The 25894-nt window shown below is 71.5% G+C and carries 27 protein-coding genes; 17 read left to right on the top strand and 10 right to left on the bottom strand.

The features are described from left to right. Positions 1-33: 33 nt before the first annotated feature. The 6 genes from ACF1DX_RS06765 to ACF1DX_RS06740 all read left to right on the top strand — a co-directional run bounded on the left by ACF1DX_RS06765 (position 34) and on the right by ACF1DX_RS06740 (position 4891). Positions 34-1098, top strand: a complete 1065-nt coding sequence (locus ACF1DX_RS06765; RefSeq protein ID WP_391790142.1) for a hypothetical protein — start codon at positions 34-36, stop codon at positions 1096-1098. Between the two features lie 56 nt (positions 1099-1154). Then, positions 1155-1424, top strand: a complete 270-nt coding sequence (locus tag ACF1DX_RS06760) for a hypothetical protein (RefSeq protein ID WP_391790141.1) — start codon at positions 1155-1157, stop codon at positions 1422-1424. After that, on the top strand, positions 1421-1564 hold the full coding sequence (locus ACF1DX_RS06755) for a hypothetical protein (RefSeq protein WP_391790140.1): 144 nt from the start codon (positions 1421-1423) through the stop codon (positions 1562-1564). Before ACF1DX_RS06760 ends, ACF1DX_RS06755 begins: the two co-directional genes overlap by 4 nt. Positions 1565-1585: 21 nt before the next feature. After that, positions 1586-1831 carry a PIN domain-containing protein gene (locus tag ACF1DX_RS06750; protein ID WP_391790139.1) on the top strand — a complete coding sequence of 82 codons (246 nt, stop codon included), beginning with the start codon at positions 1586-1588 and terminating at the stop codon, positions 1829-1831. A 314-nt stretch (positions 1832-2145) separates the two neighbouring features. After that, complete coding sequence (locus tag ACF1DX_RS06745; protein WP_391790469.1) at positions 2146-3375, top strand: M20 family metallopeptidase; 1230 nt, start codon at positions 2146-2148, stop codon at positions 3373-3375. Between the two features lie 466 nt (positions 3376-3841). Next, a complete protein-coding gene (locus ACF1DX_RS06740) occupies positions 3842-4891 on the top strand; it encodes a BMP family protein (RefSeq protein WP_391790138.1) in 1050 nt (349 codons plus the stop codon). A 57-nt stretch (positions 4892-4948) separates the two neighbouring features. On the opposite strand, the gene ACF1DX_RS06735 is transcribed toward ACF1DX_RS06740, so the two are convergent. Next, the gene (locus tag ACF1DX_RS06735) at positions 4949-6172 is read right to left on the bottom strand and encodes an RNA-guided endonuclease InsQ/TnpB family protein (protein ID WP_391790137.1); all 1224 of its coding nucleotides are present in this window, start codon (positions 6170-6172) and stop codon (positions 4949-4951) included. Between the two features lie 526 nt (positions 6173-6698). On the opposite strand from ACF1DX_RS06735, the gene ACF1DX_RS06730 reads away from it, so the two are divergent. The 7 genes from ACF1DX_RS06730 (at position 6699) to ACF1DX_RS06700 (ending at position 14357) form a co-directional block, all read left to right on the top strand. After that, positions 6699-7748 carry a BMP family protein gene (locus tag ACF1DX_RS06730; protein WP_391790136.1) on the top strand — a complete coding sequence of 350 codons (1050 nt, stop codon included), beginning with the start codon at positions 6699-6701 and terminating at the stop codon, positions 7746-7748. Positions 7749-7949: 201 nt separating this feature from the next. Further along, positions 7950-9509, top strand: coding sequence for an ABC transporter ATP-binding protein (locus tag ACF1DX_RS06725; protein WP_391790135.1), 1560 nt, complete (start codon positions 7950-7952; stop codon positions 9507-9509). Next, positions 9509-10633: an ABC transporter permease gene (locus tag ACF1DX_RS06720; RefSeq protein ID WP_391790134.1), complete on the top strand. Its 1125-nt coding sequence runs from the start codon at positions 9509-9511 to the stop codon at positions 10631-10633. The genes ACF1DX_RS06725 and ACF1DX_RS06720 overlap by 1 nt, the downstream gene beginning before the upstream one ends. Beyond that, positions 10630-11904, top strand: a complete 1275-nt coding sequence (locus ACF1DX_RS06715) for an ABC transporter permease (protein WP_391790133.1) — start codon at positions 10630-10632, stop codon at positions 11902-11904. Before ACF1DX_RS06720 ends, ACF1DX_RS06715 begins: the two co-directional genes overlap by 4 nt. Beyond that, positions 11901-12314 carry a cytidine deaminase gene (locus ACF1DX_RS06710; protein WP_391790132.1) on the top strand — a complete coding sequence of 138 codons (414 nt, stop codon included), beginning with the start codon at positions 11901-11903 and terminating at the stop codon, positions 12312-12314. The genes ACF1DX_RS06715 and ACF1DX_RS06710 overlap by 4 nt, the downstream gene beginning before the upstream one ends. Positions 12315-12414: 100 nt before the next feature. After that, positions 12415-13692: a thymidine phosphorylase gene (locus ACF1DX_RS06705; protein WP_391790468.1), complete on the top strand. Its 1278-nt coding sequence runs from the start codon at positions 12415-12417 to the stop codon at positions 13690-13692. A gap of 74 nt (positions 13693-13766) precedes the next feature. After that, positions 13767-14357, top strand: coding sequence for a Uma2 family endonuclease (locus tag ACF1DX_RS06700; RefSeq protein WP_391790467.1), 591 nt, complete (start codon positions 13767-13769; stop codon positions 14355-14357). 1 nt (position 14358) lies between these two features. Here ACF1DX_RS06700 and ACF1DX_RS06695 read toward each other — a convergent pair whose 3' ends face one another. After that, positions 14359-15279, bottom strand: coding sequence for an AEC family transporter (locus ACF1DX_RS06695; protein ID WP_391790131.1), 921 nt, complete (start codon positions 15277-15279; stop codon positions 14359-14361). A 128-nt stretch (positions 15280-15407) separates the two neighbouring features. Here ACF1DX_RS06695 and ACF1DX_RS06690 point away from each other — a divergent pair, with 128 nt between their 5' ends. Continuing rightward, on the top strand, positions 15408-15806 hold the full coding sequence (locus ACF1DX_RS06690; RefSeq protein ID WP_391790130.1) for an STAS domain-containing protein: 399 nt from the start codon (positions 15408-15410) through the stop codon (positions 15804-15806). On the opposite strand, the gene ACF1DX_RS06685 is transcribed toward ACF1DX_RS06690, so the two are convergent. Together ACF1DX_RS06685 and ACF1DX_RS06680 are read right to left on the bottom strand one after the other, a co-directional pair. After that, entirely contained in the window at positions 15690-16703 is a 1014-nt protein-coding gene (locus tag ACF1DX_RS06685; RefSeq protein ID WP_391790466.1) for a sigma-70 family RNA polymerase sigma factor, read from the bottom strand. The two genes, ACF1DX_RS06690 and ACF1DX_RS06685, sit on opposite strands and share 117 nt — an antisense overlap. A gap of 210 nt (positions 16704-16913) precedes the next feature. Next, positions 16914-18197, bottom strand: coding sequence for an MFS transporter (locus ACF1DX_RS06680; RefSeq protein ID WP_391790129.1), 1284 nt, complete (start codon positions 18195-18197; stop codon positions 16914-16916). A 63-nt stretch (positions 18198-18260) separates the two neighbouring features. On the opposite strand from ACF1DX_RS06680, the gene ACF1DX_RS06675 reads away from it, so the two are divergent. Then, on the top strand, positions 18261-19223 hold the full coding sequence (locus tag ACF1DX_RS06675; protein ID WP_391790128.1) for a LysR family transcriptional regulator: 963 nt from the start codon (positions 18261-18263) through the stop codon (positions 19221-19223). Between the two features lie 94 nt (positions 19224-19317). Here the strand turns inward: ACF1DX_RS06675 and ACF1DX_RS06670 are convergent, their stop codons facing one another. After that, positions 19318-20079 carry an alpha/beta hydrolase gene (locus tag ACF1DX_RS06670; protein WP_391790127.1) on the bottom strand — a complete coding sequence of 254 codons (762 nt, stop codon included), beginning with the start codon at positions 20077-20079 and terminating at the stop codon, positions 19318-19320. A gap of 113 nt (positions 20080-20192) precedes the next feature. Between ACF1DX_RS06670 and ACF1DX_RS06665 the strand changes: the two genes are divergently transcribed. Beyond that, positions 20193-21350, top strand: coding sequence for an adenosine deaminase (locus ACF1DX_RS06665; RefSeq protein ID WP_391790126.1), 1158 nt, complete (start codon positions 20193-20195; stop codon positions 21348-21350). Positions 21351-21488: 138 nt separating this feature from the next. Beyond that, positions 21489-21833, top strand: coding sequence for an ATP-binding protein (locus ACF1DX_RS06660; RefSeq protein WP_391790125.1), 345 nt, complete (start codon positions 21489-21491; stop codon positions 21831-21833). 86 nt (positions 21834-21919) lie between these two features. Here the strand turns inward: ACF1DX_RS06660 and ACF1DX_RS06655 are convergent, their stop codons facing one another. The 5 genes from ACF1DX_RS06655 to afsQ1 all read right to left on the bottom strand — a co-directional run bounded on the left by ACF1DX_RS06655 (position 21920) and on the right by afsQ1 (position 25737). Next, positions 21920-22120, bottom strand: coding sequence for a PspC domain-containing protein (locus tag ACF1DX_RS06655; protein WP_391790124.1), 201 nt, complete (start codon positions 22118-22120; stop codon positions 21920-21922). A gap of 59 nt (positions 22121-22179) precedes the next feature. Beyond that, entirely contained in the window at positions 22180-22761 is a 582-nt protein-coding gene (locus ACF1DX_RS06650; protein WP_391790123.1) for a VanZ family protein, read from the bottom strand. Positions 22762-22844: 83 nt separating this feature from the next. Then, positions 22845-23465: a hypothetical protein gene (locus ACF1DX_RS06645; protein ID WP_391790122.1), complete on the bottom strand. Its 621-nt coding sequence runs from the start codon at positions 23463-23465 to the stop codon at positions 22845-22847. Then, complete coding sequence (locus ACF1DX_RS06640) at positions 23465-25063, bottom strand: ATP-binding protein (RefSeq protein ID WP_391790121.1); 1599 nt, start codon at positions 25061-25063, stop codon at positions 23465-23467. The genes ACF1DX_RS06645 and ACF1DX_RS06640 overlap by 1 nt, the downstream gene beginning before the upstream one ends. Continuing rightward, positions 25060-25737: a two-component system response regulator AfsQ1 gene (gene afsQ1, locus ACF1DX_RS06635; RefSeq protein WP_391790120.1), complete on the bottom strand. Its 678-nt coding sequence runs from the start codon at positions 25735-25737 to the stop codon at positions 25060-25062. The genes ACF1DX_RS06640 and afsQ1 overlap by 4 nt, the downstream gene beginning before the upstream one ends. Positions 25738-25894 lie beyond the last annotated feature (157 nt).

Raw genomic sequence — 25894 nt, 5'->3', positions numbered from 1 at the left:
ATCCCTTACGACGACGGGAACGGTCGTACGTCGATGAGCCCCCGCGCCGGCCGGCCCGGCCCCCACACTCTCGCCTTCGTCGAGAGCCCGGTACAACTGCTCAACGTGCTGGAGTGGGCGCACGCGCATGCGCCCGGCGTGGGGCTCACCCTCGTGGTGCTGTCCCCGGTCGACCCCATGACCCGCGGCCAGCTGCGCCGCATGGCGGAGCTGGCCCGCGAGGAGGGCCACGAGGTCCGCTGGGAGGAGGCGCGGGGAGGAGCCGGCGCACCGTTCCAGACGGTCGGCGGTCTGACCGCCCCGCTCCGCCGGGCCACCCGCGTCGTCCTCGGTGACCCCTTCTCCCGCTACGTCCAGCTGCTGCTGACGATCACCCGCGCCCGTGAGGTCGTCGTCGTCGACGACGGCACCGCGACCATGGAGTTCGTCGGCCAGCTCGCCCGGGGTGAACGCCTGGTGCGCTGGCACCGCAAGGGCGGCCGCCCCGGCCCCCGCGAACTCGTCCTCGCCCCCGTGTCCGCCGCCGCCCGGCGCCGGCTCACCCCCGGGGCGAAGCGCACGGTGGAGGTCTTCACCTCCATGCCCATGGAGGACACCCCGCCCGGCGTCACCGTCAGCTCCCACACCTTCGCCTGGACCCGGGACCGCTTCGGCCCGCCCCGCGTCACCCGGGGCGCCGACATGGTCGGCACGTCCCTGGTGGAGACCGGCGTGGTGGACGCCGACGCCTACCTGGAGGCCGTACGCGCCCTGGCCGCCACGCACGGCGCCAAACGCTACTTCGCCCACCGCCGCGAGAGCACGGAGAAACTCCACCGGCTCGCCGTCGAGACGGGGCTGGAGATCGTCCGCCCCGAGCTCCCGCTGGAGCTCATCGCCCGGCGCGGCCCCATCGGCTCCACCGTCCTCAGCTTCCCCTCCACGGTCGTCCACACCCTCCCGCTGGCCCTCGCCGGCACCGGCGTCCGCGTCGTGGTGTGCGACATAGACCCCGCCTGGCTCACCGAGCACGCCTCCCCCCGTGCCCAGGGCTTCCTGGCCAACGTCACCGACACGGCCAGGTCCGCCCACCACCTGCGGACGGTCCCGGCGGTCTGAGTTCCGGCTGCCGGAAGTCAGGGCGTGGGAGGTGGGCGCTGCCCTAGACTGGCCGCGTGACCGCAGCGTCCGACTACGAGGACATGCACCACCTGGTGGACCGGCTCACGCCGTCCCAGGTGCGGCGTCTACGCCTGCTCGTCACCCAGGACGAGGAACTGTCACAGGCCGCCGAAGCGCTCCCGGCACGTCCCGACGAGGAGCAGTCGGCGCCGGACGGGCTGCTGTCCCTGATCGGCGCGGTCAACGGGCCCGAGGACCTGGCCGAGCGGCATGACGACCACATCCGGGAACGCATGCGCGAGCGGTTCGGCGACCAGGTGTGAACGCCATTGTTCTCGACACGGGCCCGCTCGCGGCGGCCCTCAACGCCGGCGACCGCCGCCACTCGGAATGCGCCTCTCTGCTGGTCTCGATGACCGGCCGCCGTCTGCTGCCCAGTCCGGTCCTGACCGAAGTGTGCTGACTGCCGGAACGCTGGCCCAAGGTGGAGGCCGCGTTCCTCTCCGAGGTCGCCAAGGGGACCTTCGAACTGGTCCATCTGACTCCCGCGGACCTGGAGCGGATGAGCGAGCTCGTCCTGCGGTACGCGGACTTCCCCCTCGGCGGCGTCGACGCCTCGGTGATCGCCGTTGCCGAACGCTTCGGCGTGGAGCGCGTCGCGACGCTCGACCGCAGACACTTCAGCGTGGTACGCCCCGCCCACACCCCGGTCCTCACGCTGCTGCCCTGACGGCGGGCACGGCGGATGCCCAGGCCGCTGCCGCGTCGAGGCATCCGCCGAATGAACCGGCCCGCGTGCCTTCGGCCGATCGTGGTAACCGTGAGGAGTGGACGGGTGCCGGAACCATGTCCCGGATTGTGACCGGCCTCATGGACCGGCAGGCCAACGGCCTATACCCTCGCAAAAAGGCGGTGAGTGTACCCACCTCAATACACAGCTATGCGTAGGGCAGCCGGATTTTCTCCCTCCAACGGGCTGATTTTTCTTGATCGGGGGTCAGCGGACGGCTCCGGCGCCCTACCCTTCAAAGGGTGAAACCACTGATGTCACTGGAGTCCGAGATCGATCTCCCCGGGGGAGCGGTGCTCCCCGGGGCGCTGCCCGAGGCCCTGCGCGCCGAACTCGTGGCCTTCCGACGCGACCTGCACATGCACCCGGAGCTCGGTCACCAGGAGTTCCGCACCACCGCGGCGATCAAGGAACGCCTCGAGCAGGCCGGTCTGAAGCCGCGCGTCCTCTCCGGCGGCACCGGTCTGATCTGTGACATCGGAACCGACGACGAGGCCGGCACGGACTCGGCGATGCTCGCCCTGCGCGCCGACATCGACGGCCTGCCCATCCCCGACATGAAGGCCGACTGCCCCTACCGCTCCACCGTGCCCGACCGGGCCCACGCCTGCGGTCACGACGTGCACACCACCGTCGTGCTCGGCACCGGCCTGGTCCTCGCCGAACTGCACCGCCAGGGCCTGCTGCCCCGCCCCGTGCGGCTGATCTTCCAGCCCGCCGAGGAGGTGCTGCCCGGCGGCGCCGCCGAGGTCGTCGAGGACGGCGGACTCGACGGCGTCGGCCGGATCCTCGCCGTGCACTGCGACCCCCGCGTCGACGCGGGGAAGATCGGGCTGCGCGAGGGCGCCATCACCTCCGCCTGCGACCGGCTGGAGATCGCCCTCGACGGCCCCGGCGGCCACACCGCCCGCCCGCACCTGACCACCGACCTGGTCACCGCCGCCGCGCGGGTCGTCACCGACGTGCCCGCACTGGTCGGCCGGCGGGTCGACAGCCGCAGTGGACTCGCCGTGACCTGGGGCCGGGTCGAGTCGGGCCACGCGCCCAACGTCATCCCGCAGCACGCCGAGCTGTCCGGCACCGTGCGCTGCCTGGACCTGGAGACCTGGCGGCAGGCCCCCGACGTCGTGGTCGCCGCCATCGACGAGGTGGCCAACCTGCACCGCGCCAAGTCGGAGATCACCTACGTGCGCGGCGTCCCGCCGGTCGTCAACGAGGCCGGCGCCACCGAGCTGCTGCGCGACGCCATGATCGCCCGGCGCGGAGCCGACTCCGTCGAGGGCACCGAACAGAGCCTCGGCGGCGAGGACTTCTCCTGGTACCTGGAGCGCGTCCCCGGCGCCATGGCCCGTCTCGGCGTCCGTCCCCCGGGCGAGCGCACCGTGCGCGACCTGCACCAGGGCGACTTCGACGTGGACGAACACGCCATCACCGTAGGAGTGGAACTCTTCACCGGCGCCGCCCTCCTGGACGCCCTGCGCTAGGAGTCCCAGCCCTTCCGCCCCAACCCAGTTCCTCCACCCCAACCCAGCCCCTCCGCCCGATCCAGCCCCTCCGGCGTTTGAGGAGCGGGGTCCGGGGCGGAGCCCCGGGTCGGGACGGGAAGGGGCGGCGGGGGCGAAAACCCTGCCCGGTCCTCACCCCCCTCCACCTCACCCATCCCCTCCACCTCCTCCCCACCCACCCCACCAGTCCCCACCGTCACCTCCCCTGCCCGCTCCGCTTGCGCGCCCCGCGCACCGGAGGCAGCGTGGGCCGCGTGCACCTACGAGCCCCGCACCGACCGCCCGCTTCGGACCCGTACGTCCCCCTGATTCACCAGGACGTAACCGGCCACCGGCACGAATGGATAACGGCCCCGCTCGCCCCCGTTCCCAGGAGTGTCTACGCGCGTTAATGTGCGCCGAACCGAGCGCCCACTGCGGGGCTTTGGAGAATGGGGAACTTCAGATGCGTCGGATATCCAAACTGACCCGCGTCGCGGTGGGGATCGCCTCGCTCGCACTCGCCGCCACCGCCTGCGGCGGCACCAGCGGTGACAACGGCGACAGCGGCGGCTCCAAGGAGAACCTCGGCCTCGCCATCGCCTACGACATCGGCGGCAAGGGCGACCAGTCCTTCAACGACGCGGCCTTCGCCGGCCTCACCAAGGCCAAGGACGAGTTCGGCTACAAGACCGCCGACGTGGAGCCCACCGAGGGCGAGACCGACGCGGACAAGGAGCAGCGCCTGGCCTCGCTGGCCCGCCAGGGCTACAACCCGGTCATCGGCGTCGGCTTCGCCTACGGCCCCGCGATGAAGGCCGTCGCCGAGAAGTACCCGAAGACCACCTTCGGCATCGTCGACTCCGTGGTCGAGGGCGACAACGTCACCTCCCTCGTCTTCGCCGAGGAGCAGGCCTCCTACCTGGCCGGCGTCGCCGCCGCCAAGGCCACCAAGACGAAGACGGTCGGCTTCGTGGGCGGCGTGGACATCCCGCTGATCCACAAGTTCCAGGCCGGCTACGAGCAGGGCGTCAAGGCGACCGACCCCGGCGTCAAGGTGATCCCCCAGTACCTGACGCAGACCGCGGAGGAGGGCGGCTTCTCCAGCCCCGACAAGGGCAAGGCCGCCGCCGAGGGCCAGATCGAGAAGAAGGCCGACGTCATCTACCAGGCGGCCGGTCTCTCCGGTCAGGGCGTCATCGAGGCCGCGGCCAAGGCGAAGGTCTGGGCGATCGGTGTCGACTCCGACCAGTACCAGCAGGAAGCCCTCGCCGCGCACAAGAACTACATCCTCACCTCCGCCCTCAAGGACGTCGGCGGCGCGGTGTACACCCTGGCCAAGTCCGTCGAGGACGGCAAGCCGCTGACCGGCACCCAGGTCTTCGACCTCAAGGTGAACGGCGTCGGCCTGTCCGAGAGCAACCCGGAGATGGCCAAGATCCCCGGCCTGACGGACGCCGTGAACAAGGCCAAGGAAGGCATCATCGACGGCTCCATCCAGGTCAAGACGGATTGACATGCTCCTCGCCCTGAAGGGCGAGGATTCCGGCCTTCCCGACTGGTTGCCGTGCCGCTACGCGGCACGGTTTCCGGTCGGGAATCCGTGGCTTCCTGTTTCTTCGCGCTGTGCCAGAACGGGTTCTGGTCTTACCGGCGCTCCGCAGGCCGATACCGCCAGTCCGGCGGCCGTTTCGATGTTGAGTGCGGCGTTGTGGTCCCGGTCGTGGACCGTGCCGCAGGCGCTGCAGGTCCATTCCCGCACGTGCAGGGGTTTGGGCCCGTCCTTGGCCCCGCAGGTGGAGCAGGTCTGGCTGGTCGGCTCGAACCGGCCGGTCTTCACCAGGGTGCGCCCGTACCGGGCGGCCTTGTACTCCAGCATGTTCACGAACGACGCCCAGCCCGCGTCATGGACGGACTTGGCCAGCCTGGTGCGGGCCAGTCCCGCCACCGACAGGTCCTCCACGGCGATCCCTTGGTCCTCGGAGATCAGCTTCGTGGAGAGCCGGTGGTGGAACTCACGGCGTGCATCAGCCACCTTGGCGTGGGCGCGGGCGACCTTCAGGCGGGCCTTGGCCCGGTTCTTGGATCCCTTCTGCTTGCGGGACAGCTCCCGCTGGGCCTTCTTCAGCTTCTTCTCCGCGCGGCGCAGGAAACGCGGGGAGTCGATCTTCGTGCCGTCGGACAGGACCGCGAAGTGCGTGAGGCCGAGGTCGATACCGACGGTCTGGTCGGTGGCGGGCATGCGTGCCTGGTCGGCGGCGGGGTCGGTGTCGATGACGAAGGACGCGAAGAACCGGCTGGCCGCGTCCCTGACGACGGTGACGGAGGTCGGGGTGGCGGGCAGTGTGCGGGACCACTTCACCTTCACCGCCCCGATCTTCGGCAGGTCCAGCCGGCCCGCGACGGTGATCTTCCAGCGGGCATTCGCGGTGAACCGGACCGACTGCCGGTGATCCTTGCGGGACTTCAAACGCGGCGGACCCAGTTTCGGGCCCTTGCGGGTGCCGTTGAGGGAGGCGAAGAAGTTGCGGTACGCGGTGTCGGCGTCCCGCAGGGACTGCTGGAGCACCACCGCGGAGACCTCACCCAGCCAGGCACGTCCGGCCGTCCGCTTCGCCTCGGTGATCAGCTTCCGGGACAGCTCCCCGGCCGTCGGGAACGGCCGCCCGGCCCGACGGGCGTCCTCACGGGCACGGACCGCGTCGTTGGACACCACGCGGGCGCACCCGAACGCCCTGGCCAACGCGGCCTGCTGGACGGCGTTCGGGTACAGGCGGAAGCCGTACCGGAGCCGCATGACGATCACCCTAGGCACATCGAACCCACGTCGTCACCGGGAACATGCGAGCGACCCGTCACCATGACGAAGCAGAGTCCGGCTCCGCCGGAACGCCACCGCGACGCTCCGCGTCGCGACCACACGATCCGCTGCACCCCCGGCCTGAAGGCCGGAGCACTGCGAATGACTCCCAGTAGCCGAACCCGGTACACACGCACGGAGGGGGCCGGCCCGTCGGGTGCCGGCCCCCTCCGTCGTTCCCGCGCCCCTTCAGGGGGCGCGGGGCCGCGCCGGTATGAGGCTCCGCCGCGTGGGCACGAAGGGGGCGCGGGGGTGATGCTCCCGAGGGTGCCCGCTCACCCACCGCCACCCTCCGTTCGCGCCCGGCAACGCCCTGCCCACCGCTCGACGCCGTATTGGCCACGGCCGCATAACAAGGTGGACAGAAGGGGTTTTCAGGCAGGTCTACGCGCGTTAATCTGCGGCAGAGCCAGCGCCGCAGCCGAACACGTCCCGGCGCTTTGTACGACTAGGAGCACCACACATGCGCCGGATTTCCCGGATCACGGTCGCAGGCGCAGCGACCGCCTCCCTGGCCCTCGCCCTCTCCGCCTGTGGCGGCACCTCCACCTCCTCGAGCTCCTCGGAGTCGAAGGGTGACAAGGGCCTCGCCATCGCGTACGACGTCGGCGGCAAGGGCGACCAGTCCTTCAACGACGCCGCGTACGCGGGTCTGGAGCAGGCGAAGAAGGAGTTCGGCTACGAGACGGCCGACGTCGAGCCCACCGACGGCGAGACCGACGCCGACAAGGAGCAGCGCCTGGTCTCGCTGGCGAAGCAGGGTTACAACCCGGTCGTCGGTGTCGGCTACGCGTACGCCGCCGCCGTGAAGGGTGCCGCGGAGAAGTTCCCGGACACCACCTTCGGCATCGTCGACGACGCCACGATCGAGGCGAAGAACGTCGCCGACCTGGTCTTCTCCGAGGAGCAGGCCTCCTACCTGGCCGGTGTCGCCGCCGCCAAGTCCACCAAGACGAAGACGGTCGGCTTCGTGGGCGGTGTGAACATCCCGCTGATCCACAAGTTCCGCGCGGGCTTCGAGCAGGGCGTCAAGGACACCGACCCCAAGGTCAAGGTCATCTCGCAGTTCCTGACCCAGACCGCGGAGGAGGGCGGCTTCTCCAGCCCCGACAAGGGCAAGAGCGCCGCCGAGGGCCAGATCGAGAAGAAGGCCGACGTCGTCTACGCGGCCGCCGGCCTGTCCGGCCAGGGTGTCATCGAGGCCGCCGCCGCCAACAAGGTGTGGGCGATCGGTGTCGACTCCGACCAGTACAAGCAGGAAGCCCTCGCCACGTACAAGGACTCGATCCTGACCTCGGCCATGAAGGACGTCGCCAAGGCGGTGTACAACCTGGCGAAGTCGGTCGAGGACGGCACGCCCACGACCGGTATCGTCAAGGGCGATCTGAAGACGGGTGAGGTGAGCCTGTCGAACTCCAACCCGAAGTTCGCGGACGACGCCGAGCTCCAGAAAGCCATCGAGACGGCCAAGGAGAAGATCATCAGCGGCGAGATCAAGGTCAAGTCGAGCTGAGGCAAGTCACCCCTGAACCACCCGGGGTCGCGTCCGCTCGACGGGGTACGAGGAGCCAGGCTCCTCGTACCCCGTCGGTCGAGTGCGCCGCCCCTTTGCATGCCGTAGGGGCACTACGCGCGTAGACGGCCCCCGTCCCCAGGAGAGTGCGTCATCAACGCGTCCAGCAGCCCTCCGGCCGGAGCGGCGGTCAACGATTCGGTGACCGCCGTCGAACTCGCCGGCATCACCAAGCGCTTCCCCGGTGTCGTCGCCAACCACGACATCCACCTCACGGTCCGCAAGGGCACCGTCCACGCCCTCGTCGGCGAGAACGGCGCCGGCAAGTCGACCCTGATGAAGATCCTCTACGGCATGCAGAAGCCGGACGAGGGCACCATCGCGATCCACGGCGAGAAGGTGAGCTTCTCCTCGCCCGCCGACGCCATCGTCCGCGGCATCGGCATGGTGCACCAGCACTTCATGCTCGCCGACAACCTCACCGTCCTCGAGAACGTCGTCCTGGGCAGCGAGAAGCTCTACGGCATCGGCGCCAAGGCCCGCCGTAAGATCAAGGAGCTCTCCGACCGCTACGGCCTCGGCGTGCGCCCCGACGTCCTGGTCGAGGAGCTCGGCGTCGCCGCCCGCCAGCGCGTGGAGATCCTCAAGGTCCTCTACCGCGGCGCCACCACCCTGATCCTCGACGAGCCCACCGCCGTCCTCGTGCCGCAGGAGGTCGACGCGCTCTTCGACAACCTGCGCGAGCTGAAGGCCGAGGGCCTGTCGGTCATCTTCATCTCCCACAAGCTGGGCGAGGTCCTCTCCGTCGCCGACGACATCACCGTCATCCGCCGCGGCACCACGGTCGGCACGGCCGTCCCCGCCGAGACGACCCCGCGCCAGCTCGCCGAGCTGATGGTCGGCAGCGAGCTGCCCACCCCCGAGACGGCCGAGTCCACGGTCACCGACCGCCCCGTCCTCACCGTCGAGAAGCTGCGCCTGGCGGCCCCCGGCGGCAAGGCCCTGCTCGACGACATCAGCTTCACCATCCACGCGGGCGAGGTCCTCGGCATCGCCGGTGTGGAGGGCAACGGCCAGACCGAGCTGGTCGACGCGCTCATCGGCCTGAGGCACGCCGACTCCGGCGTCATCCGGCTGGCCGACGAGGAGATCACCTCCTGGGCCACCCGCAAGCGCCGCGAGCAGGGCATCGGCTACATCCCCGAGGACCGCCACCGCCACGGCCTGCTCCTGGAGTCCCCCCTCTGGGAGAACCGCATCCTCGGCCACGTCACGGAGAAGCCCAACGCCAAGGGCGTCTGGCTCGACCCGAAGGCCGCCCAGGAGGACACCCGCCGGATCGTCACCGAGTACGACGTCCGCACCCCCGGCATCGACGTCACCGCCGCCTCCCTGTCCGGCGGCAACCAGCAGAAGCTGATCGTCGGCCGCGAGATGAGCCACAAGCCGCGCTTCCTGATCGCCGCCCACCCCACCCGCGGTGTGGACGTCGGCGCGCAGGCCGCCATCTGGGACCACATCCGCGAGGCCCGCCGCGAGGGCCTGGCCGTGCTGCTGATCTCCGCCGACCTGGACGAGCTCATCGGCCTGTCCGACACCCTCCGGGTGATCTACGACGGCAAGCTGGTCGCGGACGCCGACCCGGCCACCATCACCCCGGAGGAACTCGGCACCGCCATGACCGGCGCCGCCGAGGGCCACCTGGAGCACGAAGAGACCCCGGCCGACGGCGGCCCGGGTGCGGAAGACGAGGCCCGCTGATGAAGAAGTTCGACAAGGAGCGCGTACTCCTCGCGGTGGCCGGACCGGTCATCGCGCTCGCCGTGGCCTTCGTGCTCAGCGCGATCGTCCTGATCGCGTCGGGCAAGAACCCGGTCGAGCCGTTCGCCCTGATGTTCGAGCAGGCCGGTTTCTCCGACATCCAGGTCCTGATCATCAACCAGGCCTCGATGTACTACATCGCCGCCCTCGCGGTCGCCATCGGCTTCCGCATGAACCTGTTCAACATCGGCGTCGACGGCCAGTACCAGCTCGGCGCCATGATGGCCGCCGTCGTCGGCGCCCACGCCGCCCTCCCGGCGTTCCTCCAGGTCCCGCTGCTGCTGCTGACCGCCGTGCTCACCGGCGCCTTCTGGGCCGGCATCGCCGGTGTCCTCAAGGTCACCCGCGGCGTCAGCGAGGTCGTCGCCACGATCATGCTCAACGCGATCGCCACCTCGCTCATCGTCTACATGTGGAAGCCGGACGTCTTCGGCGTCAAGATCGGCAACAACAGCACCACCGGCGAGATGCACGAGTCCGGCTGGATCCCCGGCATCGACATGGGCGCGGCCGGCGAGATCTACGGCCTGGTGATCCTCGCCGTCCTGCTCGGCATCGGCTACTGGATCACCCTCAACCGCACCCGCTTCGGCTTCGACCTGCGCGCCTCCGGCGCCTCCGAGTCCGCCGCCTCCGCCAGCGGCGTCGACCCCAAGCGCATGGTCCTCACCGCCATGCTGCTCTCCGGCGCCATCGCCGGCCTCGCGGGCCTGCCGATCCTCCTCGGCGACTCCCACACCTACAACCTCAACTTCCCCACCGGCATCGGCTTCCTCGGCATCGGCATCGCCCTGCTCGGCCGCAACAGCCCGGTCGGCATCGCCTTCGCCGCCCTGCTGTGGGCCTGGCTCGACAAGGCCTCGCCCGAGCTGGACTTCCACGGCTACGACAAGGAGATCGCGGTCATCATGCAGGGCCTGATCGTCCTCTCGGTGGTCGTCTCCTACGAGGCCGTCCGCGAGTGGGGCCTGCGCCGCCAGCAGCGCCGGGTCGGCGCGGAGCTCGCCGCAGGGCACGTCCTGGGCGCCGACAACAACACCACGAAGGAGGTGGCCGGCCGATGACCGCTCCGACCACAGCGACCGACGTCAACCAGCCGTCGCTGGAGCACACACCGCCGACCGGCCGCCGCATGTCGTGGCCCGTCCTGCTCCTGGTCATCGCCGGAGCCCTGGCACTGGTCTCGATCGTCCGCATCGTCACCGGCGCGGACGGCATCACCAACGTCAGCCAGATGTCCACCGCCCTCCAGCTCGCCGTCCCGATCGGCCTCGCCGGTCTCGGCGGCCTGTGGGCCGAGCGCGCGGGCGTCGTCAACATCGGCCTCGAGGGCATGATGATCCTGGGCACCTGGTTCGGCGCCTGGGCCGGATTCCAGTGGGGCCCGTGGACCGGCGTCCTCGTCGGCGTCATCGGCGGCTGCCTCGGCGGACTGCTGCACGCGATCGTCACGATCACCTTCAACGTCAACCACATCGTCTCCGGTGTGGCCATCAACATCCTCGCCCTCGGCGCCACCCGCTACCTCGCCCCGCTCGCCTTCGAGGGCCACCAGGGCGGCTCCGCCAAGCAGTCCCCGGCGGTCGAATCCCTCGGCCACTTCACCGTGCCGGGACTGTCCGACGGACTGAGCGACCTCAACGACAAGGGCTGGTTCCTCGTCTCGGACATCGCCGGCCTGCTCGGCGGACTGGTCACCGACGTCTCCTGGCTGACCCTGGTCGCCGTCGCGCTCGTCCCCGCCACCTGGTGGATCCTGTGGCGCACGGCCTTCGGACTGCGCCTGCGCTCCTGCGGCGAGAACCCGATCGCCGCCGAGTCCCTCGGCGTCAACGTCTACAAGTACAAGTACCTCGCCGTGATCATCTCCGGCGGCCTGGCCGGCCTCGGCGGCGTCTTCCTCTCCATCGTGGCCAACCCCTTCTACCTGGAGGGCCAGACCAGCGGCCGCGGCTACATCGGCCTCGCCGCGATGATCTTCGGCAACTGGATGCCCGGCGGCCTCGCCATCGGCGCCGGCCTCTTCGGCTACACCGACAGCCTCAACCTGCGCGGCGGCTCCGCCAACGTGCACGCCCTGCTGCTGCTCGGCGCGCTGCTGCTGGTCATCGGCGCGATCTGGCTGGCCGTCCGCAAGAAGTACGTCCACGCGGTGATCACCCTGATCATCGGCGCCCTCGTCTGGACCTGGTACGCCACCACCAACGAGGTCCCCAACCAGGTCGTCTCCGCCACGCCGTACGTCATCACCCTCGTGGTCCTCGCCCTTTCCGCGCAGCGGCTGCGCATGCCCAAGGCGGACGGCATGCCGTACCGGAAGGGACAGGGCAAGTGACCTCCGCCGGGTCCACCGCGGCCGGCACCGACTGGGAGGCGCTGCGCGCCGTGGCACGGGACGCCATGTCCCACGCCTACGCCCCCTACTCGGGCTACCCGGTCGGCGTGGCGGCCCTGGTCGACGACGGACGCACGGTCTCCGGCTGCAACGTCGAGAACGCCTCGTACGGGCTCGGCCTGTGCGCCGAGTGCGGACTGGTCTCCGAGCTCCAGCGCACCGGGGGCGGCCGGCTCACCCACTTCACCTGCGTGGACGGCGCCGGCGAGATCCTCGTCCCGTGCGGCCGCTGCCGCCAGCTCCTGTACGAGTTCGGCGGCCCCGGCCTGCTCCTGGAGACCCCGGCGGGCATCCTGCCGCTCTCCGAGATGCTGCCCCAGGCCTTCGGCCCGCAGCACCTCACCAAGTAATTCCCGTACGGCCCCTCCGAGCGACTGCCGGTATCCGTCGATACCGTCGTCCGGAGGGGCCGCACCCTTCGCACCTCCGGAAGGAACGCCAGCCATGGCCATGGACGCCATCTCCGTCATCCGCACCAAGCGGGACCGCGGCGAACTCAGCGACGAGCAGATCGACTGGGTGATCGACGCGTACACCCGCGGGGAGGTGGCCGACGAGCAGATGTCGGCCCTCGCCATGGCGATCCTCCTCAACGGCATGAACCGCAGCGAGATCGCCCGCTGGACCGCCGCGATGATCGCCTCCGGCGAGCGCATGGACTTCTCGTCCCTGTCCCGCCCCACCGCCGACAAGCACTCCACCGGCGGCGTCGGCGACAAGATCACCCTCCCGCTGGCCCCCCTCGTCGCGGCCTGCGGCGCGGCCGTCCCCCAGCTCTCCGGCCGCGGCCTCGGCCACACCGGCGGCACCCTCGACAAGCTGGAGTCCATCCCCGGCTGGCGCGCGCTGCTCTCCAACGAGGAGATGCTGTCGGTGCTGGACGGCACCGGCGCCGTCATCTGCGCGGCGGGCGACGGACTGGCCCCGGCGGACAAGAAGCTGTACGCCCTCCGGGACGTCACGGGCACGGTCGAGGCGATCCCGCTGATCGCCTCCTCGATCATGTCGAAGAAGATCGCGGAGGGCACCGGCTCCCTCGTCCTGGACGTGAAGGTCGGCACCGGCGCCTTCATGAAGACGATCGACGACGCCCGCGAACTGGCCCGCACCATGGTCGGCCTGGGCACCGACTCCGGCGTGCGGACGGTCGCCCTCCTCACCGACATGTCCACCCCGCTCGGCCTGACCGCCGGCAACGCCCTCGAGGTCCGCGAGTCGGTCGAGGTCCTGGCGGGCGGCGGTCCCGCGGACGTCGTCGAGCTGACCCTCGCCCTGGCCCGCGAGATGCTGGACGCGGCGGGCCTGAAGGACGCCGACCCGGCGAAGGCCCTCGCCGACGGCTCCGCCATGGACGTCTGGCGCCGCATGATCGCCGCCCAGGGCGGCGACCCGGACGCGGAGCTGCCGGTCGCCCGGGAACAGCACGTCGTCAAGGCCCCGTCCTCCGGCGTCCTGACCCGCCTCGACGCCTACGGCATCGGCGTCGCCGCCTGGCGCCTCGGCGCGGGCCGCGCCCGCAAGGAGGACCCGGTCCAGGCGGGCGCGGGCGTCGAACTTCACGCCAAGCCCGGCGACACCGTGACGGAGGGCCAGCCCCTCCTCACCCTCCACACGGACACCCCGGACCGCTTCGACTACGCGCTCCAGGCGGTCGAGGGCTCGTACGACATCGAAGGCCCCGGTACGCACTTCTCCGCCACGCCGGTGGTGCTGGAACGTATCGCCTGACCTGGGTTTTCCTCATTCGGGTGAACGGGACCGGTGGACCCCCGCCGGTCCCGTTCCGCGTGCTCGATGCCTTCATGGACGTGTGCGACGGCGACTACATCAAGGCCGACAACGAGTGGGACGAACTCCGCTGGATCCGGGAGCGGACGGACGCTCCCAAGGGCTGCCGGGTGGAGATCGTAGAAGGGCTCGTCACCGTGACACCACTCGCCGGGGTCCGCCACCACGCCATCGCCGCACGGGTGCACCGGCGCCTCTACGAGGCGATCCCGGAGGACTGGGGCGTCCATCAGTGGTGGGACATCGCCGTGCCGGAGCACCTCGCGCTCTACGTGCCCGACCTCGTGGTCGTGCGGGAGAACACCCGGGACGCGGGCGACGACGGCCTGTGCCCCGCGGCGGCAGCCGAACTCGTCGTGGAGATCACCTCGAAGGCCACCGCGAGCCGTGACCGGACGGTGAAGCCCGAGGCATGCGCCACGGGCGGTGTCCCGCTCTACCTGCTGATCGACGGCCTGGCACCGGGCGGGCCGGCCTTCACGCTCCACGGCGCACCGGAGAACGGCGTCTACCGCGTCCTCGACGCGGGCCCGTTCGGCGAGCCGATCAAGCTCCCCGCCCCCTTCGACCTCGTCATCGACACCAGCGAGTTCCCCGGGACCTGACTCACCCCAGCAGCGCCGCCACCACGACCAGCACCGGCACCGACAGCACCGTCGACACCAGGATCGCCTCCCGGGCCAGCTTCTCGCCCACCCGGTAGCTGCTCGCGTACGTGAAGAGGTTCTGGGCGGCCGGGAGGGCCGACGTCACCACCACGTCCAGCAGGTGCGCGCCGCGCAGCCCGAAGACGCCCACCGCCAGCGCCCAGGCCGCCAGCGGCTGGCCCACCGCCTTCAGACCCACGGCGAGAAGAACGGCGCCCCGGTCACCGCCCCGCAGGGGCAGCGCGCTGCCGCGCAGCGAGATGCCGAAGGCGAGCAGTACGGCGGGGACCGCCATGTTGCCGATCAGGGTCACCGGGTCCCAGACCGGCCCCGGTATCCCGACCCCGGCCGCCGACACCGCCACCCCCGCCAGCGACCCCACCGCGATCGGATTGCGCAGCGGGGTGAGCAGCCGCCGCCACAGGGGCTGCTTCTCGCCCGCCGTCGACAGGTCGAGGATCGTCAGCGCGACCGGCGTGACCCCGACCAGCTGGAACAGCAGCACCGGCGCCACGAGCGAGGCGTCGCCCAGCACGTACACCGCGATCGGGATCCCCAGATTGCCGGAGTTGACGTAGCTGGAGCACAGGGCGCCGATGGTGGTGCGGCCCACGCCCCAGCCCCGTACGACACCCACCGCGACGAAGACGCCCGCCACCGCCGCCGTGCTCAGCGCGGTGACCAGGAGGCGGCTGGAGAAGACCACCGACAGGTCGGCCCGGGCGAGCGTGGTGAACAGCAGCGCCGGGGACGCCACATGGAACGCCAGCTTCGTCAGGACCTCGCGGCCCTGCGCGCCGAGATACCCCCGGCGGCCGATGACGTAGCCGACGCCGATGACGACGGCGATCACCAGGAACCCGCTCAGCACCCCCTGCACGGCGGCTCCTCGCGGACGCGAAAGGCATCGGACACCATGGGCGGGGAGGATCTATGGCACATACAGCCAACCCTCCGGGGAGGGCCGCTTCCAGGTCAATGTGATCCTTACGGCGCCGGCCGCTCGCGATGAGTTGCGCACCGCCGCCCGGTCTACCGGTCGTGGACGCCATGACACCGCCCGTGCTCGTGCTCAACGGCCCCCTCGTCCAGGACGAGGTGAGCGGGCCCTGCGACGCGCTGCGGGCGCTGATGGACAGCGGCGGCGGCGGTGGCTCGGACCGGGTGGTGGTGTGCGATGTCGCCGGGCTGGGGCCGGCCGGTCTCGCCGCCGTGAACCTGCTCGCGCGGCTCCAGCTCACCGCCCGCCGCGCCGGGGGCCGGATCCGGCTGCGCGATCCCTCCCCGGCGCTATGCGCCCTGCTCGACCTGGTCGGCCTCCGCTTCGAGACGGAGGGGCAGGCCGAACAGCGGGAACCACCGCTCGGTGTCGAGGAAGCAGTGGAACCCGGTGATCCGGCCGTCTGAGATCTCCAGCACCTGGACCGCCCACGGTGTGAAGCCGCCGGCCTCCGGATCGGGCTTGTACTGCGCGAACCCCGGCAGCCCGTTGACCTCCACCGGTATCAGCCGCGACCCCGAGCAGGCGGCGCCCAGCGTCGTCATGAAGCCCGTGATGTCCTCGGTGCCGGTCAGCCACAGGTCGAACGGCGGCATCGTCATGACGGCGTCCTCGTGCAGCAGCGCGGTCAGCGCCGACATGTCGTACCCCTCGAACGCCGCGACATAGCGCTCGAGCAGCTTCCGCTGCTCCTCGTCCAGCGGGTCGGAGACCGACGCGTCGGCGCCCGGCTGCCGCCGCTCGGCGAGCGTCGCCCGGGCCCGCTGGAGCGCGCTGTTGACCGACGCGACCGACGTGCCCAGCAGCTCGGCGACCTCGCTCGCCTTCCAGGCCAGCACCTCGCGCAGGATCAGCACCGCCCGCTGCCTGGCCGGCAACTGCTGCAGCGCGGCCATGAAGGCGAGCCGCACCGACTCCTTGGCGACCGCCGCCTCCGCCGGGTCGGCGGGCGTGGGCAGCACCCGGGAGTCGGGCATCGGCTCCAGCCAGGTGCTGTCCGGGCGGGGGGAGAGCGCCGCCTGCGCCAGCGGGGTGGACTCGGTCAGGTCCATCGGCCTCGCCCGCTTGCCGCCCGCCGTCAGCATGTCCAGGCAGACGTTGGTCGCGATGCGGTACAGCCACGAGCGCAGGCTGGAGCGGCCCTCGAACCTGTCGAAGCCGCGCCAGGCGCGGATCATCGTGTCCTGCACCGCGTCCTCCGCCTCGAAGGAGGAGCCCAGCATCCGGTAGCAGTACCCGGTCAGCTCGACCCGGTACGCCTCCAGCCTGGCGTCCAGATCGGTCGTCGTCGCGGTGCCGTTCATCTTCGTCCACCCACCCCATGTGGTGTCGTCGTGGTCCACCACTTCGGAAGCTACAGCAGCCCACTGACAACGGCCCGCCGTGCAGACGAATGTGCAGGTCAGGGGGGCTGGCGCAGGTGTGTTTCGCCCCCGCCGCCCCTTCCCGTTCCCGTCCCCCGGGGGCAGCGCCCCAGGTTCGGGACGGGAAGGGGCGGCGGGGGCGAGGAAAACTCAAGCCGGCCGGACCACGGCCGCCCGCGCCGCCGCCCGCGTCCCGGCCAGGGTGATCGACGCGACCCCGGCCACCGAGACCAGCCCGACCGCCACCGTCCCGCCCCAGCCCCCCGCGTGGAACGCGAGCGCTCCCACCGTGCTCCCCACGCTGGACCCGACGTAGTACGCGGACTGGTACAGGGCCGATGCCTGCGCCCGCCCCACCGTCGCCGTCTTCCCGACCGCCGACGACGCCACCGCGTGCCCCGCGAAGAACCCCGCCGTGATCAGCACCAGCCCCAGCAGCACCACCGGCAACGACCCCGCCAGCGACAGCAGCAGCCCCGCCGCGGTCGTCCCGCCGCCCGCGTACAGCGCGCCCCGGCGGCCCAGCCGGCCCACCAGCCGCCCCGCCGCCGACGCCGAGACCGTGCCGACCAGGTACACCAGGAAGATCGAGCCCACGATGCCCTGCGGCAGCGAGAACGGCGCCTCGGTCAGCCGGTAGCCGATCACCGTGTAGACACCGCCGAACACCGTCATGAACAGCGCGCCGATCGCGTACAGCCGCCGCAGCAGCGGGTCGGCGAGATGCCCCCGGACGGTCCGCACCAGCACGCCCGGCCGCAGCGAGCCCGCCCGGAAGTGCCTCGGCGCCGGCAGCAGCAGCCGGAACGCCACCGCGCACGCCACCGCGACCACGCCGATCACCCCGACGGCGACCCGCCAGCCCCACTCCTGCGCCACCCAGCCGGTGATCACCCGGCCGCTCATCCCGCCGACGCTGTTGCCGGCCACGAACAGCCCGATCGCGGTCACCAGCGCCTTCGGCGTGACCTCCTCCGCGAGATACGCCGTCGCCGACGCCGGCAGCCCGGCCAGCGCCGCACCCTGCAGCGCCCGCAGCGCCACCAGCGCGCCCAGCGACGGCGCGAACGGCACCAGCAGCCCGAGGACCACCGCGACGGCCAGCGAGGCCGTCATGACCGTGCGCCGTCCGTAGCGCTCCGACAGCGCGCTCATCGGCAGCACGAACAGGGCCAGGCCGCCGGTGGCCGCCGCCACCGTCCAGCTCGCGTCGCCCGCGCTCACCGCGAAGTCGCCGGAGATCAGCGGCAGCAGGGCCTGGGTGGAGTACAGCAGTGCGAAGGTCGCGACGCCCGCGAGGAACAGGGCGAGACTCATCCGGCGGTAACCGGGCCCGCCCGGAGACATCCGGGACTCGGAGACGGGCGGCCGGGAGGAGGGAACGGATGCGACGGCGCCCACATTGGTGGACGCCCCGGTACTGGCGGGAGTCATGCCTCGAAGCTACGTACGCCCCCGCTCATCCGTCCAATGCACGGAATCGCCATAATCGTTCCCATGGCGCATGAGCAGAGGTCACGGAGCCGGCTGTCACGGACCAGTGACACACGAGACACGGACGACATGTCGCGGCTGCTCGCACCCCGCCTCGCCCACTTCGCCGGCGTCGCCCGCACCGAGCACGTCACCCGTGCCGCCCAGGAGATGCAGGTCCCGCAGTCCACCATCTCCCGGGCGATGGTCCGCCTGGAACAGGACCTGGGCGTCGAGCTGTTCGCCCGCCACGGCCGCACCGTCTCCCTCACCCCGGCCGGCCGCACCTTCCTCACCTCCGTCGAGCGCGCCCTCGCCGAGATCGAGCGCGCCGCCGACGAGGTGCGCGCCGACGCCGACCCCGCCACCGGCAAGGTCGCCTTCGGCTTCCTGCACACCATGGGCGCCGAGACCGTACCCGGCCTGCTGCACGCCTTCCGCGCCGACCACCCGCGCATCCGCTTCAGCCTGGTCCAGAACTACGGCGAGGCCATGCTGGAACGCCTCCGCGCGGGCGAACTCGACCTGTGCCTGACCTCCCCGGTGCCCGAAGCCCCCGACCTCGTCGCCCGCCGCCTCGACGAACAGAAGCTGCGCCTGGTCGTCCCCGCCGACCACCGCCTCGCCGGCCGCCGCCGCATCCGCCTCGCCGAGGCCGCCGACGAGACCTTCGTGACCCTGGAACCCGGCTACGGCCTGCGCCGCATCACCGACGACCTCTGCGCCCAGGCCGGCTTCAGACCCCGTATCGCCTTCGAGGGCGAGGAGGCCGAGACCCTGCGCGGCCTGGTGGCGGCGGGCCTGGGCGTGGCCCTCCTCCCCCCGCCGGCCTTCCCCCGCCCCGGAGTGGTGGAACTGACGGTCACGGCCCCCAGGGCGGCCAGGGAGATCGGCGTGGCCTGGCTCGCCGGCCGTCCGGACACACCCCCGGTGGCGGCCTTCAAGAAGTTCCTGCTCTCCAAGAGAGGCACGCTGCTGCCGGCCTAGGGGCGCGGGGCCGTGTCGACATGCGGCTCCGCCGCGTGGGCGCGGCCGGCCCCCGACGGCCCGCGGTCACGGAACGGCATTCCGCCCGACGGCACTACCGCCGCAACGACTTGCCGAACCCGGCGGCGAGCGGCATCCGCAACCCCAGCGGCGGAGGCGCGGCCAGAGCATCCCGCACGGGCCGCGAGAACGCCCGCCCGAACAACGCCCCCATCACGAAGTCCTCGGAGAGCGCCAGCACTTCGTCCCGGTACTGGCTCAACCCGTGGCCGTCCGAATGGACTTCGAACCGGCACACCTCCCGGTTCGCCTTCTTCGCCCGCGCCGCCAGCCGGAACGACAACTCGGGATCGCTGCGCGCGTCGTTCGTGCCGTGCACGATCAGCACCCGCCGCCCGGCGAGCTGTTTCACCGGTTCGGGTGGCGCCGCCACGTCCTCGTCCGGCAGCCAGGGGGCCAGCGCCAGCACGGAGTTGACGGCCTCGTGGCCCGCCGCGCGGAGCGCGGCCCTGCCGCCCATGCCGACGCCGGCGAGGCAGACGGGGACGTCCCCGTAGCGCCGTACGGCCTCGTCGGCGGCCCACGCGGCGTCCCGCGCGAGATGCGCCTCGCTGCCGTTCCAGCCCCGGTAGCGGTAGTGGACGACGTGGGCGGCGAGGCTCTCGTCGCGACCCGCGCGGGTGAGACGGCGCCCCAGAGCGCGTACGGAGGCGGCCGCCAGCACGGCGGACGGTCTGCGGCCGGACACCTCCTCGCCGCCGGGGAGCAGCAGCACCACTCCGCCCACCGCCGTCGGATCCGGGCCGAGCGCCCTCCCCAGCCGGGCCGTGCGAACCGGCATCGCTTCCTGTGCCATGACAGAACATTCTCAGAAGTGCGGGTGTACTCCACCCGGCCGTGCGATCACTGTTACGTATCGGCGCCTTCGCCCTCCCGGCGATCTACGCGCGTAGGAGTTAGAGTGCGGAAATGACGAGCCAGACCATCGCGAACACCCCGACGACGGAGCAGATCCGCCGGGCGCCCAAGGTTCTGCTGCACGACCATCTCGACGGCGGGCTGCGCCCCGGCACCGTCGTGGACCTGGCCCGCGAGAGCGGGTACCTCCACCTCCCCGAGACCGACCCCGACAAGCTGGGCCTGTGGTTCCGGGAGGCCGCCGACTCCGGCTCCCTGGAGCGGTACCTGGAGACGTTCTCGCACACCGTCGGCGTCATGCAGACCCGTGACGCCCTCGTCCGGGTCGCCGCCGAGTGCGCCGAGGACCTCGCCGAGGACGGCGTCGTTTACGCCGAGGTGCGCTACGCCCCCGAGCAGCACCTCGAAGGCGGGCTCACCCTCGAAGAGGTCGTCGAGGCGGTCAACGAGGGCTTCCGGGAGGGTGAGCGGCGCGCGCGGGAGAACGGCCGCCGGATCCGGGTCGGCGCCCTGCTCACCGCGATGCGGCACGCCGCCCGCGCCCTGGAGATCGCCGAACTCGCCAACCGCTACCGGGACCTGGGCGTCGTCGGTTTCGACATCGCGGGCGCCGAGGCCGGCTACCCGCCCACCCGGCACCTCGACGCCTTCGAGTACCTGAAGCGGGAGAACAACCACTTCACCATCCACGCCGGTGAGGCGTTCGGGCTGCCGTCCATCTGGCAGGCCCTCCAGTGGTGCGGCGCCGACCGGCTGGGGCACGGGGTGCGCATCATCGACGACATCCGGGTCCGCGACGACGGCACGGTCGAACTCGGCCGGCTGGCCTCCTACGTCCGGGACAAGCGCGTCCCGCTGGAGCTGTGCCCCAGCTCCAACCTCCAGACCGGGGCCGCCGCCTCGTACGCCGAGCACCCCATCGGACTGCTGCGCCGGCTGCACTTCCGGGCCACGGTGAACACCGACAACCGTCTGATGTCCCACACCACCATGAGCCGGGAATTCGAGCACCTGGTCGACGCATTCGGCTACACGCTCGACGACCTGCAGTGGTTCTCCGTCAATGCGATGAAATCGGCGTTCATTCCTTTCGATGAACGACTCGCCATGATCAATGACGTCGTCAAGCCCGGATACGCCGAGCTGAAGTCCGAATGGCTGTTCCGTCAGACGGCCTCCACCAGCGGTTCTCCGGAAAAGGAAAGCTGAGAACGGCGTCCGCGGGAAACGTGAACAGCGTCAATGTTCACCATCCGTCCGCATTTCGATGTTTGCGGCGGGAGGGGCCCCGTGTTTACGGTCTCAGCACCGCTCACTCCCCGTATCCCATTTCGAGGACGCATTTACATGAAGCAGTCTGCTGCCAAGACCCTCGGTGTCGCCGTGCTGGGTGCCGCCTTCGCCGCCGCCGGTGCCGGCGCCGCCCACGCGGCCCCGGCCGTCCCGGACGCCGCCCCGGCGCTGGACACCGTCAACCGGGCCGTACCGGCGGAGAAGCTGTCCACCGCGCTGCCGGGCTCGGACCGGGCGCTGGCGACGGGCCAGGAGCTGGCCGGCACCGGCGTGGCGACCGCGCAGCCGGTCGCCCGGCAGGTGGGCCAGGAGGCCCCGACCGGTCTCCTCGGCGGTATGCCGCTGCAGGACCTGCCCACCCAGGGCGTCAACCTCAACGGGATGCCGATCGGCGCCTGACCGCCAGGCGGAAACGCACCGATGGGGCGCGACCCGGAACCGGGTCGCGCCCCATCGGCGTACTCGCGGCAGACCGCGTCGCGGAGCTACCAGGCCGCCCGGGCCTTGTCCTCCGACGGCAACAGGATCCACAGCGCTATGTACAGCAGGAACTGCGGGCCCGGAAGCAGGCACGACAGCAGGAAGATCACCCGCATCGTGGTCGCGGAGGTACCGAAGCGCCGGGCCAGCGCGGCGCAGACTCCGCCGATCATGCGGTTGCCGGTGGGGCGGGCGAGGCGGCTCATCATGACTCCTTCGTGAGTGGTGCGAGGCCTCCCGACCGGCTGCCTCGATGCACTCCACGTTACGGAGACGAAGGGGGCAAAGCATCGCTCCACGGGGCGATCCCGACCCTGGGAATCGTCGGGGTCCTCCCCTGAGCCGGCTCCTCCGGGAGGAGGGGCGGGACGGAGCACCGTACCGCCCGGCGGCGCAGCCGGGCGCGGCCCGCCGGCACCACCGCCGCATGCGCGAGTGCCGCACCCGCCGTGTTGAGCAGCAGCGAGTCGACGTCCACGACCTGGCCCGGCACCACCGTCTGCAGCATCTCGATGGCCAGCGACACCAGCGCGGTCGCCGCCGTGGTGCGGACCAGCGAACCCAGCCGCGAGACGGCCGGCCGGCCCCCGGCCATCGGCAGCAGCACACCCAGCGGCGCGAGCAGCGCCAGCCCCTCGCAGATCCGGCGGACCCCCGTCGTCCAGCCCAGCGCGAAGTCGCCCCGGATGCCGTCCAGCGGCCGCAGATTGGCGGGCATCACCCAGGGGACGTCCAGGGGGCGCAGCGTGTACCAGGCGACGAACGCGAGATACGCGCCCAGGAGGAGGCCTCCTGTCACACGGATACGGGTCACGGCGGAGCCGCCGATGAAACCTTGACGCTGCACGCCCCCCAAGACGCGGCCTTCGGCACGATCGGTTCCGGGATGTCACCCGTTCACCGGATGAGGCGTGCGCCACAGCCGCGGGTTCACCCGCCGGTGGCCTCCGAGGACGGCGGTTCCTCCTCGTCCGGACGGGACCGGACCTCGTCCGTGCACGCGTAGCGGAGCGGCCGGGCGCCGTCGGGGCCGCCCAGGATCACCGAGCCGTCGCCCTCGGCCGCCGCCGAGTCGGAGAAGGTGCACACGATCTGCGCGAGCCCGGCGGAGGTGAGGTCCGCGGGCGCGGTGCTCAGCCGCAGCGTGTCCTCGGGGTCTCCGGGCCGCGGACCGCCCACGGTCGTCCCACGCCGTACCCGCGTGCTGTACCCGGTCCGCTGCTCGGCGGCCGACGGCTCCCGTGCCAGCTCGTCCAGCAGCCCCTGCGCCACCAGCACGCGCCGCGCGTCCGCCGCCCCGTCCGGCACCCGCACCGTCCGGTCGACGGCCACCAGCGACGACCCGCACAGCAGGAACACCTGCACCGGCAGCCCCCGCTCCGCCTGCGCCGACGCCTCCGGCCCGGCCGGCGAGCAGCGCACCCGCGACGGCGCGGGACCGAAGTCGGTCGGCACCTCCGTGGCCCGTATCCCGCACCCGGCGAGCAGCACCGTGAGCGCCCCCGCCGCGAGCAGCCCCCGCGTACGCCGCGGAGCAGTCCGTACGTTCATCAGGCGTCCCCCTCGGCGCCCTCGTCCCCGATGCCGGCGTCCTTCTCCGAAGCGCTCCGCGCGGACACGTCCCGCGGCAGCCGCAGGGTGAACACGGCGCCTCCCTCCGGGGAGTTGGCCGCGGTGATCTCGCCACCGTGGATATGGGCGTTCTCCAGCGCGATGGACAGGCCCAGGCCGCTCCCCTCGGAACGCGGCCGCGAGGCGCTCGCCTTGTAGAAGCGGTCGAAGACGTGCGGCAGGACCTCCTCCGGGATGCCGGGACCGTGGTCCCGCACCTCGATGACCACCGCGCCCCCGTCCCCGGCGCCCTCCGCGCCGTCCTCCCGTACCGAGACCCGCACCGGCGACCCGCCGTGCTTGAGCGCGTTCCCGATCAGGTTCGCCAGGATCACGTCCAGCCGGCGCGGGTCGATCCGGGCGTGGATGCCGCGCTCGGCGTCCAGGTCGACCGCGTCCAGCCAGGCACGCGCGTCGATGCAGGCGGTGATCTGGTCGGACATGTCGACGTCGTCGAGGACCAGCCGGGCGGTGCCCGCGTCGAAGCGGGTCACCTCCATCAGGTTCTCCACCAGGTCGTTCAGCCGCCGGGTCTCGCTCACCACCAGCCGTACCGCGGGCTCGATCATCGGATCGATGCCGCCGGCCTCGGAGTCCAGCTCCTCCTCCAGGACCTCCGTCACCGCCGTGATCGCGGTCAGCGGCGTCCGCAGCTCGTGGCTCATGTCCGCCACGAACCGCCGGGACGCCTCGTCGCGCCCCGCCATGTCCGCCACCCGCTTCTCCAGCGCCTCGGCCGCCTTGTTGAACGTCCGGGAGAGATCCGCCAGTTCATCGGTGCCCGACACCCGCAGCCGGGTGTCCAGCTTCCCCTCGCCGAGCCGTCGCGCGGCCACGCCGAGCCGCTGCACCGGCTTCAGCACCGTCGTGGCCGCCGCGTGCGCGAGCAGCGCGGAACCTATCAGCGCCAGCCCGGTGGCGATCCCCAGCGACCAGGCCAGCGAGTTGAGGTCCTTCGCCTCCGGCTCCAGCGACTTCAGCATGTAGCCGGTCGGCCCGCCGCCGATCACCCGCGTCCCCGCCACCAGGTACGGGGTGTCGCCGTCGACGATCCGCTGCCAGTACAGATGGTGCGGGTACGTGTTGTTCGACGTGATCTTCTGCCGCTCGGTCACCGCCTCGCGCAGCGAGACCGGCACGTCCCGCAGCGAGAAGCCGTTCAGCCCGCCCGAACTGCCGTACACGGTCCGCCCGTCGGGGTTCTCGGCGACCAGCAGCACGGTGAAGCGCTGACTGCTGGTCGCCATCTGCCCGGCGGTGCGCTGCAGTTCGTCCTGCGTCGGCCGCTCGGGCAGCGAGCCCGCCCGGTTGCGCATCTCCTGCTCGAAGTCGCGCAGCACCGCGTCCTGGGTGCGGGTCAGCACCGACTCGCGGTTCAGCCAGTACGCGATGCCGGACGCGGACACCGCCGCGGTGAGCGCGACCAGCCCGAACACCACGACCAGCCGCAGCCGCAGGCTGGTGAACCGCAGCCGTGACCAGACTCCCTTGCGCGCCGCGGACCAGCCGCGGCCTTCCTCCTGGTGCTCCTGTGTCACTGAGGCGCGTCCAGCCGGTAGCCCACACCGCGCACCGTACGGATCAGGGTCGGGGACGACGGCACGTCCTCGACCTTGGCGCGCAGCCGCTGGACACACGCGTCCACCAGGCGCGAGTCGCCCAGGTAGTCGTGCTCCCACACCAGTCGCAGCAACTGCTGCCGGGACAGCGCCTGCCCCGGCCGCCGGCTCAGCTCGAGGAGCAGCCGCAGCTCGGTCGGCGTGAGCTGGAGGTCCTCGCCGTTCTTCGTCACCGTCATCGCCGAACGGTCGATGACCAGGCTGCCGAAGGTCGCCGAGTCGGTGGACTCCCGCTCCCCGCGCCGCAGCACCGCCCGGATCCGGGCGTCCAGCACCCGGCCCTGGACCGGTTTGACGACGTAGTCGTCGGCGCCGGACTCCAGCCCGACCACCACGTCGATGTCGTCGTTGCGCGCGGTCAGCAGGATGATCGGCAACTGGTCCGTGCGCCGGATGCGCCGGCACACCTCGAACCCGTCGATGCCGGGCAGCATCACATCCAGCACGATCAGATCCGGCCGCTGCTCACGCAGCAGCTTCAGACCGTCCTCACCACTGGCAGCGGTCGCCACCCGGTGACCCTGGCGCGTCAGTGAGAGCTCCAGGGCCGTGCGGATGGCGTCGTCGTCCTCGATCAGCAACAGGGAAGGCACGGGCTCATTCTGGCCCATGGAGGGCCCCCTGTTCGACCCATGGACGGCAGATGCCCATTGAGCACGCATACGTGCCGCTACGTGCACGGACACCTGTGAAGGATCCGTGGGCCCACCGTGACCGACCTCTGTGACACGCCTGTGACAGTCGGCTGAC

The sequence above is a fragment of the Streptomyces sp. NPDC014676 genome (assembly GCF_043084105.1).
Classification (GTDB): domain Bacteria; phylum Actinomycetota; class Actinomycetes; order Streptomycetales; family Streptomycetaceae; genus Streptomyces.
Note: the sequence above shows the minus strand (reverse complement) of the source record. Positions and strands in the feature narration are given on the sequence as shown.